The organism is Pseudomonas sp. SWRI18 (genome assembly GCF_014268345.1).
Taxonomy (GTDB): Bacteria; Pseudomonadota; Gammaproteobacteria; order Pseudomonadales; family Pseudomonadaceae; genus Aquipseudomonas; species Aquipseudomonas cedrina.
On sequence record NZ_JACCQQ010000027.1, the window covers coordinates 69029 to 79717 of the forward strand.

Here is a 10689-nt window from a genome sequence, read left to right on the forward strand (position 1 = left end):
GGCCAAACGGCCCCGCTCTCGATTCGCGTCACGTGTTATTCGGTTTCCAGATCGATATCGATGCCGAGGGAACGAATTTCTTTGATCAACACGTTGAAAGACTCGGGCATGCCCGGCTCCATACGGTGATCGCCGTCCACGATGTTTTTGTACATCTTGGTCCGACCGTTCACATCGTCCGACTTCACTGTGAGCATTTCTTGCAGAGTGTAAGCAGCACCGTATGCTTCCAGTGCCCAGACCTCCATCTCCCCGAAACGCTGACCACCGAACTGAGCCTTACCACCCAGCGGCTGCTGGGTAACCAGGCTGTACGAACCGGTAGAACGAGCGTGCATCTTGTCGTCTACCAAGTGGTTCAGCTTCAGCATGTACATGTAGCCAACGGTAACCGGGCGCTCGAACTTGTTGCCGGTACGGCCGTCGAACAGCTGCATCTGGCCGCTTTCCGGCAGGTCTGCCAGTTTCAGCATGGCCTTGATTTCGCTTTCCTTGGCACCGTCGAACACCGGGGTAGCCATTGGAACGCCGCCGCGCAGGTTCTTCGCCAGGTCCAGGATTTCCTGGTCGGTGAAGGTTTCGAGCTCTTCGTTGCGACCGCCAATCTCGTTGTAGATCTCGTGCAGGAACTTACGCAGGTCTGCGACCTTGCGCTGCTCTTCGATCATACGGTTGATCTTCTCGCCCAGACCTTTGGCCGCGAGGCCCAGGTGGGTTTCGAGGATCTGGCCAACGTTCATACGCGAAGGTACGCCCAACGGGTTGAGGACAACGTCGACCGGGGTGCCATTGGCATCGTGCGGCATGTCTTCAACCGGCATGATCACGGAGACCACACCCTTGTTACCGTGACGACCGGCCATCTTGTCGCCCGGCTGGATGCGACGACGGATTGCCAGGTAAACCTTGACGATTTTCAGCACGCCTGGAGCCAGGTCATCGCCCTGCTGCAGTTTGCGCTTCTTGTCTTCGAACTTGTCGTCCAGCAGACGGCGACGATCAACGATATAGGCCTGGGCCTTCTCGAGCTGCTCGTTCAGAGCATCTTCAGCCATGCGCAGCTTGAACCACTGGCCGTGCTCAAGACCGTCGAGGACTTCGTCGGTGATGTCCTGACCTTTCTTCAGGCCTGCGCCGCCTTCAGCCTTGTGGCCTACCAGAGCGGAACGCAGACGTTCGAAGGTCGCGCCTTCAACGATGCGGAACTCTTCGTTCAGGTCCTTGCGGATCTCGTCGAGCTGGGTCTTCTCGATGGACAGTGCACGAGCATCACGCTCAACGCCGTCACGGGTGAAGACCTGTACGTCGATGACAGTACCCTTGGTACCGGTTGGTACACGCAGGGAGGTGTCTTTAACGTCGCTGGCTTTTTCACCGAAGATGGCACGCAGCAGTTTTTCTTCCGGAGTCAGTTGGGTCTCGCCTTTCGGAGTGACCTTACCGACCAGGATGTCGCCTGCGCCAACTTCAGCACCTACGTAAACGATACCGGCTTCGTCCAGCTTGTTCAGTGCAGCTTCACCCACGTTCGGGATGTCTGCAGTGATTTCCTCTGGCCCAAGCTTGGTGTCACGTGCCACACAGGTCAGTTCCTGGATGTGGATCGTGGTAAAGCGATCTTCTTGAACAACGCGTTCCGACAGGCAGATGGAGTCTTCGAAGTTGTAACCGTTCCAGGCCATGAACGCGATGCGCATGTTCTGACCCAGTGCCAGTTCACCCATGTCGGTGGACGGGCCGTCGGCCATGATGTCGCTACGCTGAACGCGATCACCCTTACGCACCAGCGGACGCTGGTTGATGCAGGTGTTCTGGTTCGAACGGGTGTATTTGGTCAGGTTGTAGATGTCGACGCCGGCTTCACCGGTTTCGACTTCATCATCGGCAACACGAACCACGATACGGCTGGCATCAACGGAGTCGATCACGCCGCCACGGCGAGCCACGACGCAAACGCCGGAGTCACGGGCTACGTTACGTTCCATGCCGGTACCTACCAGCGGCTTGTCAGCGCGCAGGGTTGGTACAGCTTGACGCTGCATGTTGGAACCCATCAACGCACGGTTGGCGTCATCGTGCTCCAGGAACGGGATCAGCGACGCTGCAACCGAAACTACCTGCTTGGGCGATACGTCCATCAGGGTGACGTCTTCCGGCGCCTTGACGGTGAACTCGTTCAAGTGACGAACCGCTACCAGTTCGTCGATCAGGACTTTCTTGTCGTTCATCGTGGCCGAAGCCTGGGCGATCACGTGATCAGCTTCTTCGATGGCGGACAGGAACACGATCTCGTCGGTAACCAGACCTTCCTTCACCACACGGTACGGGCTCTCAAGGAAGCCGTACTGGTTGGTGCGTGCATAAGCAGCCAGGGAGTTGATCAGGCCGATGTTCGGACCTTCCGGCGTTTCGATCGGGCAAACACGACCGTAGTGCGTCGGGTGTACGTCACGAACTTCAAAGCCTGCACGCTCACGGGTCAGACCGCCCGGGCCCAGTGCGGAAACACGGCGCTTGTGGGTGATCTCGGAGAGCGGGTTGTTCTGGTCCATGAACTGCGAGAGCTGGCTGGAACCAAAGAACTCTTTCACCGCGGCAGCCACTGGCTTGGCGTTGATCAGGTCTTGCGGCATCAGGCCTTCGCTTTCAGCCATCGACAGACGCTCTTTGACCGCACGCTCAACACGCACCAGGCCAACGCGGAACTGGTTCTCGGCCATTTCGCCTACGCAGCGAACACGACGGTTACCCAGGTGGTCGATGTCATCGACAATGCCCTTGCCGTTACGGATGTCGACCAGGGTCTTCAGGACCGCAACGATGTCTTCCTTGCACAGCACGCCCGAACCTTCGATCTCGGTACGACCGATACGACGGTTGAACTTCATCCGGCCGACCGCAGACAGGTCATAGCGCTCAGGGCTGAAGAACAGGTTGTTGAACAGGGTCTCGGCAGCGTCTTTGGTTGGTGGCTCACCAGGACGCATCATGCGATAGATCTCGACCAGCGCTTCCAATTGGTTGCTGGTGGAGTCGATCTTCAATGTGTCGGAGATGAACGGACCGCAGTCGATGTCGTTGGTGTACAGGGTCTCGATGCGAACGACCTGAGCCTTGGCGATCTTGGCCAGGATCTCGGTGTTCAGCTCGGTGTTGCACTCGGCCAGGATTTCGCCTGTCGCCGGGTGAACGATGACCTTGGCGGTAGTGCGACCCAGGACGTAGTCCAGCGGCACTTCCAGCTCTTTGAGACCGGCTTTTTCGATCTGGTTGATGTGGCGCGCGGTGATACGGCGGCCGGCTTCAACAATGACCTTGCCCTTCTCATCCTGGATGTCCAGGACGGCAATTTCACCACGCAGACGCGAAGCGATCAGCTCCAGCTTGAGGGTTTCATCCTTCAGGCTGAATACGTTGGTGGTGTAGAAGGCATCCAGCACTTGCTCGGTGGTATAGCCGAGCGCGCGCAGCAGTACCGAGGCCGGCAGCTTGCGACGACGGTCGATACGCACGAACACGCAGTCTTTCGGGTCGAACTCGAAGTCCAGCCACGAACCGCGGTACGGAATGATCCGCGCGGAGTACAGGAGCTTACCGGAGCTGTGCGTCTTGCCGCGGTCGTGGTCGAAGAACACGCCCGGGGAACGGTGCAGCTGGGAAACGATTACACGCTCGGTACCGTTGATAACGAAGGTACCGTTTTCAGTCATCAGCGGGATTTCGCCCATGTAGACTTCTTGCTCTTTGATGTCCTTGATCGCTTTGTTCGACGATTCTTTGTCGAAAATGATCAGGCGGACTTTTACCCGCAAAGGTACGGCGTACGTAACACCGCGCAACACGCATTCTTTGACATCAAATGCCGGTTCGCCCAGGCGATAACCGACGTACTCCAGCGCAGCATTGCCGGAGTAGCTGATGATCGGGAAAACGGATTTGAAGGCCGCATGCAGGCCCACGTCGCGGAACTGATCTTTGGTCGCTCCCGCCTGCAAGAATTCACGATACGAATCCAGCTGGATAGCCAGAAGGTACGGGACATCCATGACGTCCGGCAACTTGCTAAAGTCCTTGCGGATACGTTTTTTCTCAGTATATGAGTAAGCCATCAGCGTTCCCCAGCTTGGTCACCTGCTTGTTTGGCCCTCCCGACGGGAGCAGCCAGAAAATCTTGCAAACCCCATGGTTTGCACCACCGCATCGGGTGGCTACAGCGCGTTAATGGCGGCGACCGAGTCGACAGCCAAGAACGGAAAAAGGCCGGTGGCAAGAGCCACCAGCCATCAGCCTTCAGCTTAAAGCTTGGGCTGGAGACGCAAGGTCGATGCTTACTTCAGCTCGACTTTAGCGCCTGCTTCTTCCAGAGTAGCTTTGGCTTTGTCAGCGGCGTCTTTCGACACAGCTTCCAGAACCTGGGCAGGAGCGCCGTCAACTACAGCCTTGGCTTCTTTCAGGCCCAGACCGGTCAGCTCACGTACTGCCTTGATCACGTTTACTTTCTTCTCGCCAGCTTCCAGCAGCATGACGTTGAATTCGGTTTGCTCTTCAGCAACAGCAGCAACAGCGGCTGGGCCAGCGGAAGCAGCGGCAGCGGAAACGCCGAATTTTTCTTCGAAAGCTTTGATCAGCTCAACAACCTGCAGAACCGACATTTCAGCTACGGCGTTGAGGATATCGTCTTGGGAGATAGACATTGCTGTATTTCCTGAATTGGGGGACGGCCTACGCGGCCATCGAAATAAACAAAAATACGCGAGAGAATTTGCTCAGCGTTAGGCTGCGGCAGCTTCTTTTTGCTCGCGAACTGCAGCCAGAGTACGAGCCAGCTTGCTGGTAGCGCCTTGAATCACGCTCATCAGCTGCGAAATAGCTTCGTTACGGGTCGGCAGTGTTGCCAGTACGTCGATTTGGTTAGCTGCGAGGAACTTGCCCTCGAACGCAGCTGCCTTGATCTCGAACTTGTCCTGACCCTTTGCGAACTCTTTGAACAAACGGGCAGCAGCGCCTGGATGGTCGGTGGAGAAGGCAATCAGGGTCGGGCCGGTGAACACGTCATTGAGGACACTGTATTCAGTGTCAGCAACAGCGCGCTTGAGCAGGGTGTTACGTACAACACGTACGTATACGCCAGCTTCACGAGCCTCTTTACGGAGTCCGGTCATAGCGCTTACTGTCACACCACGGGCATCAGCCACGACAGCGGACAGAGCAGCTTTGGCAGCCTCGTTGACTTCAGCGACGATGGCCTTCTTGTCTTCGAGATTAATTGCCACGGGTTTAACTCCTGCTTGTTACCGTTTCATCTGGCCTAGGCCTGATGTCGTTTTGGTGTCTGATTCGGTAAGGAACCGGGAGCACCATCTGCGTAGGCTTGTGGTTTAAGACTTGCGTCGCCTACGGTCTTGGATAGCCCCCGCCAGGCAGGGACCCCAATTTTTTGATTGGCGCAATCTCTTGCGCCAATCTGTGTCTTATACGTCCAGCGAGCCTTGGTCGATGACCAGACCTGGGCCCATAGTGGTGCTCAGGGTAACGCGCTTGACGTAGATACCTTTCGAGGAAGCAGGCTTGATACGCTTGAGATCAGCGATCAGGGCTTCAACGTTTTCCTTCAGCTTGACGGCATCAAAACCGACTTTGCCAACGGAGGTGTGAATGATGCCGTTTTTGTCGGTGCGATAACGAACCTGACCAGCCTTGGCGTTTTTAACCGCGGTGGCTACGTCTGGCGTTACGGTGCCGACTTTAGGGTTAGGCATCAGGCCACGAGGACCGAGGATCTGACCCAATTGACCTACAACGCGCATTGCATCCGGGGAAGCAATAACGACGTCATAGTTCAGGTCGCCGCCTTTCATTTCGGCAGCCAGGTCATCCATGCCAACGCGATCGGCGCCAGCGGCCAGAGCAGCTTCAGCTGCAGGGCCTTGGGTGAAGACAGCTACACGTACAGTCTTGCCAGTACCGTGTGGCAGCACAGTTGCGCTACGAACGACCTGGTCGGATTTACGTGGGTCTACACCCAGGTTTACAGCAACGTCAACGGACTCGCTGAACTTGACAGTCGACAGCTCGGTCAGCAGGGCAGCAGCGTCTACAAAGTTGTAGGCCTTGCCTGCTTCGATTTTGCCGGCGATAGCCTTTTGGCGCTTGGTCAGCTTAGCCATTACACACCCTCCACGTTAAGGCCCATGCTACGAGCAGAACCGGCGATGGTACGCACGGCTGCATCCATATCAGCTGCAGTCAGATCCGCGTTTTTGGTTTTCGCGATTTCTTCCAGCTGAGCACGGGTTACGGTGCCAACCTTAACGGTGTTCGGACGAGCGGAACCGCTGGTCAGACCGGCAGCTTTCTTCAGCAAAACCGAAGCCGGAGTCGACTTGGTTTCGAAAGTGAAGCTACGGTCGCTGTATACAGTAATGATCACTGGAGTCGGCAGACCTGGCTCAATACCCTGGGTACGGGCGTTGAAGGCCTTGCAGAATTCCATGATGTTCACGCCGTGCTGACCCAGAGCTGGGCCGACGGGTGGGCTAGGGTTGGCCTGTGCGGCCTTCACTTGCAGTTTGATGTAAGCGGTAATCTTCTTGGCCATGAGGCACTCCAATTACGGGTTCGAACGCCTCGAAAGGCTCCCCGGTTACTTGCGCGTTTATCCCAGTGACGACAAAACCCCACAGCCTAGGGCTGCGGGGTTGGGATGCTTTCTCAGCTAGACCTTCTCGACCTGGCTGAACTCCAACTCTACCGGAGTAGAGCGACCGAAAATGAGCACCGCCACTTGGATCCGGCTCTTTTCGTAGTTAACTTCTTCGACAGTGCCGTTGAAATCAGCAAACGGACCATCTGTGACACGAACAACCTCACCCGGCTCGAAAAGCGTCTTCGGCTTGGGCTTGTCGCTACCATCAGCAACACGACGCAGAATCGCTTCCGCCTCTTTGTCGGTGATAGGAGCAGGCTTATCAGCGGTACCGCCAATGAAACCCATGACACGAGGAGTGTCCTTGACCAAGTGCCAAGTACCTTCGTTCATGTCCATCTGTACCAGCACGTAGCCAGGAAAGAACTTGCGTTCGCTTTTGCGCTTCTGGCCATTGCGCATTTCAACCACTTCTTCAGTGGGAACCAGAATTTCGCCGAAGCCATCTTCCATGCCTGCGAGCTTTACGCGCTCCAGCAAAGAGCGCATAACATGCTTCTCGTAACCCGAGTAAGCATGCACAACGTACCAACGCTTAGCCACGGGACACCCTTAGCCAACAATCAAGGAAACAAGCCAGCCGAGCAGGGAATCAAGCCCCCACAACAGCAACGCCATAACCAGAACAACAGCCACAACGATCAACGTGGTCTGCGTGGTTTCTTGGCGAGTCGGCCAAACGACTTTACGTATTTCGGTGCGAGCTTCCTTCACCAGGACCGCAAAAGACTTGCCTTTGGCAGTCTGCAGGCCAACAAAGGCAGCTACAGCAGCGAGGGCGAGCAAAGCGAGGACACGGTACAGGATCGGCGAAGCAGAATAGTACTGATTGCCGACAACGCCTACGACCACCAAGGCGACTACTGCGAGCCACTTGACCAGATCGAAACGAGAGCTTTGAGCTTCAGCCTTAGGAGTCATCTATGAAGATCCTGTGAAAAGAAAGCCAGACACACCACGTGAATCTGGCAGGTCAGGAGGGAATCGAACCCCCAACCTACGGTTTTGGAGACCGTCGCTCTGCCAATTGAGCTACTGACCTAAAACAAAATCAGGCCGACCATTATGCAGGCCTGAAAAAGACTTTACAACAGCCAACCCCAAGAGACTTGATCGCCCAGCAATATCAGGCACAACACAATCAAGCCAAGGCGACCGTTAAAACAAAGGCAGATATTTTCATATCTGCCTTGTTATATGGAGCTCTTGAGCGGATTTGAACCGCTGACCTCACCCTTACCAAGGGTGTGCTCTACCAACTGAGCTACAAGAGCAAAACACACTGCACAACCTGCAAACTTGGAGCGGGTAGCGGGAATCGAACCCGCATCATCAGCTTGGAAGGCTGAGGTTCTACCACTAAACTATACCCGCGGAGCTTGCAGCTCACGCTAAAATGGTGGAGGGGGAAGGATTCGAACCTTCGAAGTCGTAGACGTCAGATTTACAGTCTGATCCCTTTGGCCGCTCGGGAACCCCTCCTAAGCGAGCCGGCATTCTACATCACGCCGGCCTTCTGTCAAGCATTTTCTCATAAAAAATATGAGGTTAGCTGCGTTGACCTACGCTTTGCACCTTAGACCTTAAAGGTCTTCGCTGCGAAGCGGGCGCCATTCTATGCAAACTATCCGAGAGTTGCAACGCCTTCGCACAACATTATTTTGTGTTTTAACTCGTTGAATTCCTTAGCAAGGTTTTCAAAGGACAGATCGTCAGCCAGGCGCCTGCTTTCAGGGGCTATGCGAAGCCAATAGCCGGAAGCGTCAGCAGTATTCAGCAACTGAACCTTGACCTTTATATCCAGGCTGGTGAGCCGTTGCTCAAGGACCTGCGCTTGACGCTCATCTGCAAAGCCGCCGATGTACAGGCAGGTATTTTGCGCATCAGCCGCGCGCGCGCGATCTCGACGCACCACAGCATCAGATGACTCGCTCAGCAGGCGAATATCTTGCTGGGAACCCTTGTAAAGGCTCAAAGGCGTGACATCCTTGGCGCGCAGTGGTGCTTCTTGCTGATGCCAAATGTAATAGAAGGCGTTAAGGACCAGTAAAAGCAGAAACAGCCAACGCATAATCACCTCAGGATAAAGGGCACGCCATCGCCAAACCGACAAACACCAGGTCAGGAACGAGTCGTGCCTGGGGCACTGCATCCGACACCAATTCAGCATCTCCGCCGGTAAGGAATACGGTGAAGTCATCACCCCAGTAACCTCGGGCCAACTCCAACTGCGTCAGCACAAACCCCCTGAGCATCAGCGTACAGCCCCGCTCTACCGCCTCTACCGTCGTGCGACCCGGAGAGAGGCGCTCCAGGGCTCTTTCCGCAGACGCGTCGTCGTAGCGTATCTTACGCGTGTGCGTTCGCAGCTGGTTGCGCATGAGAGGCATACCCGGACAAATGAAGCCGCCCAAGTGCTCACCATCTGCCGCAATAAAGTCCGCAGTTGCCGCCGTACCAAAATCGAGCACCAGACAAGCACCTTGCGCCAGCTTGAATCCACCCAGCATCGCTAACCAGCGATCAAGACCCAAGCGCTCGAAGTCTTCGTAGCCGTTACGCACTCCAGCCACCTGTCGCGCCGGAGCCGCGCAGGAGACGGTCACGCCGAATGCCTCATGCAGCGCCGCCACCAGTTTGCTTGTTTCTTCCAGCGCACGAACACTTACCAACCGGCAGCGTGTCAGCAGCAATCCGGGAAGCGCGACCAGGCTTTCAATCAATGCCAGATCGGAACCTACGATGCCCTCTGCCGAGGCAGTAGCCTTTTCCGAATCCAGTACACGCCATTTGATAAAGCTATTCCCACAGTCGAGCTCAAGAATCATCACGCAACCTCAGGCTTAACTCACCACCACTGTATATTTTCTCAACACCATTCACGCTCAACCGCAGTGCACCCTGATGATCTACGCCCAGCACATCTCCATCAATCTGGTTGACACCCGCAATGAGGGATACCGATCGTCCCTGCCATGCGTGGTTTTGCTCCCACTCTTCCTGGAGCGAGACAAAACCATCCATCTTATGGCGTTCTAGATAGGCCTGTAGCTGCATGCTCAGTTGTGCCACTAAAGCATTCCGGTCAACGGGAGAGCCCGTTTCAAGCTGTACCGAGGTCCATTGCTGGTCCACCTCGTCAGCCCTGCGCATATTCACGTTAATACCTATTCCGAGGACAACGTGACAGATGTCAGCAGGGTCTCCTACCAATTCGAGCAAAATACCGGCAATTTTTTTCTGCCCCACCAACACATCATTTGGCCACTTCAGTGCTGCCCCCTGCACGCCCGATTCGCGCAATGCCCGCATGACGGCCAAGCCCACGACAAGGCTCAGGCCTTCCAACTGGCTAAGACCCGATTCGATACGCAAGACGAGGCTGTAGTAGACATTCTGTGCGTAAGGACTAACCCACTTCCGTCCTCTCCTGCCTCGCCCTGCTGTTTGCTGCTCCGCAAGTACTAGAAATGGCGCTGGACATCCTGAATCCGCCAGGCGCAAGCCTTCGGTATTCGTGGAGTCAATCGAGTCAGAGATATGTATAGGCCATTCCAAGGAGGGCGCATTCAGCGCTATGTTCTCGGCATTCAAAAACACCAGCGGCGATGCCAATTGATACCCCTTGCCACGAACTTTATGGATGGGCAAATTCAACTCAGCCTCGAGATGCTGGAGCTGCTTCCAGACAGCACTGCGACTGACGCCCAAGGCGGCGCCAAGTGCTTCTCCGGAATGGAATCGGCCATCTTTCAAAAGCTTTAACAACGTCAGCATGCAAGTATCGCCTCACAATGAGGCACGCATGATAGCCATGCGCAAGGGCATTGCATAGAAAGGCCGAAGGTTAACCTCAAGACGACTGCGATGAATTCACTCATGTTTTTCCGAGCGCCCAAAACAAAACCCCATCTGCTTTCGCAAATGGGGTTTCGGAATTTAATCTTGACGATGACCTACTCTCACATGGGGAAACCCCACAC

Annotated in this window: 10 protein-coding genes and 4 tRNA genes; all 14 read right to left on the reverse strand. The window is 55.5% G+C overall.

The window, feature by feature from the left end:
* Nucleotides 1–35 precede the first annotated feature (35 nt).
* Complete coding sequence (gene rpoB, locus H0Z09_RS24150; protein ID WP_186694045.1) at nucleotides 36–4109, reverse strand: DNA-directed RNA polymerase subunit beta; 4074 nt, start codon at nucleotides 4107–4109, stop codon at nucleotides 36–38.
* A gap of 219 nt (nucleotides 4110–4328) precedes the next feature.
* Complete coding sequence (gene rplL / locus H0Z09_RS24155; RefSeq protein WP_076952597.1) at nucleotides 4329–4694, reverse strand: 50S ribosomal protein L7/L12; 366 nt, start codon at nucleotides 4692–4694, stop codon at nucleotides 4329–4331.
* A 78-nt stretch (nucleotides 4695–4772) separates the two neighbouring features.
* Nucleotides 4773–5273 carry a 50S ribosomal protein L10 gene (gene rplJ / locus H0Z09_RS24160; RefSeq protein ID WP_015886139.1) on the reverse strand — a complete coding sequence of 167 codons (501 nt, stop codon included), beginning with the start codon at nucleotides 5271–5273 and terminating at the stop codon, nucleotides 4773–4775.
* 198 nt (nucleotides 5274–5471) lie between these two features.
* A complete protein-coding gene (gene rplA / locus H0Z09_RS24165; RefSeq protein ID WP_003232403.1) occupies nucleotides 5472–6167 on the reverse strand; it encodes a 50S ribosomal protein L1 in 696 nt (231 codons plus the stop codon).
* Nucleotides 6167–6598: a 50S ribosomal protein L11 gene (rplK, locus tag H0Z09_RS24170; protein WP_003210097.1), complete on the reverse strand. Its 432-nt coding sequence runs from the start codon at nucleotides 6596–6598 to the stop codon at nucleotides 6167–6169. The genes rplA and rplK overlap by 1 nt, the downstream gene beginning before the upstream one ends.
* A 117-nt stretch (nucleotides 6599–6715) precedes the next feature.
* Complete coding sequence (gene nusG, locus H0Z09_RS24175; protein WP_003176436.1) at nucleotides 6716–7249, reverse strand: transcription termination/antitermination protein NusG; 534 nt, start codon at nucleotides 7247–7249, stop codon at nucleotides 6716–6718.
* 9 nt (nucleotides 7250–7258) lie between these two features.
* Nucleotides 7259–7627 (reverse strand): preprotein translocase subunit SecE, encoded by a 369-nt coding sequence (secE, locus tag H0Z09_RS24180; RefSeq protein WP_003194658.1) that lies wholly within the window; start codon nucleotides 7625–7627, stop codon nucleotides 7259–7261.
* A 45-nt stretch (nucleotides 7628–7672) separates the two neighbouring features.
* Nucleotides 7673–7748 (reverse strand) — tRNA-Trp (locus H0Z09_RS24185).
* Between the two features lie 156 nt (nucleotides 7749–7904).
* Nucleotides 7905–7980 (reverse strand) — tRNA-Thr (locus tag H0Z09_RS24190).
* Nucleotides 7981–8006: 26 nt separating this feature from the next.
* Nucleotides 8007–8080, reverse strand: a tRNA-Gly gene (locus H0Z09_RS24195).
* Nucleotides 8081–8103: 23 nt separating this feature from the next.
* Nucleotides 8104–8188: transfer RNA gene (locus H0Z09_RS24200), tRNA-Tyr, on the reverse strand.
* 142 nt (nucleotides 8189–8330) lie between these two features.
* Complete coding sequence (locus H0Z09_RS24205) at nucleotides 8331–8777, reverse strand: hypothetical protein (RefSeq protein ID WP_186694047.1); 447 nt, start codon at nucleotides 8775–8777, stop codon at nucleotides 8331–8333.
* Nucleotides 8778–8784: 7 nt separating this feature from the next.
* Complete coding sequence (locus tag H0Z09_RS24210) at nucleotides 8785–9534, reverse strand: pantothenate kinase (protein ID WP_076952594.1); 750 nt, start codon at nucleotides 9532–9534, stop codon at nucleotides 8785–8787.
* Entirely contained in the window at nucleotides 9524–10483 is a 960-nt protein-coding gene (birA, locus tag H0Z09_RS24215; protein ID WP_186694049.1) for a bifunctional biotin--[acetyl-CoA-carboxylase] ligase/biotin operon repressor BirA, read from the reverse strand. Before birA ends, H0Z09_RS24210 begins: the two co-directional genes overlap by 11 nt.
* Nucleotides 10484–10689: the final 206 nt, after the last annotated feature.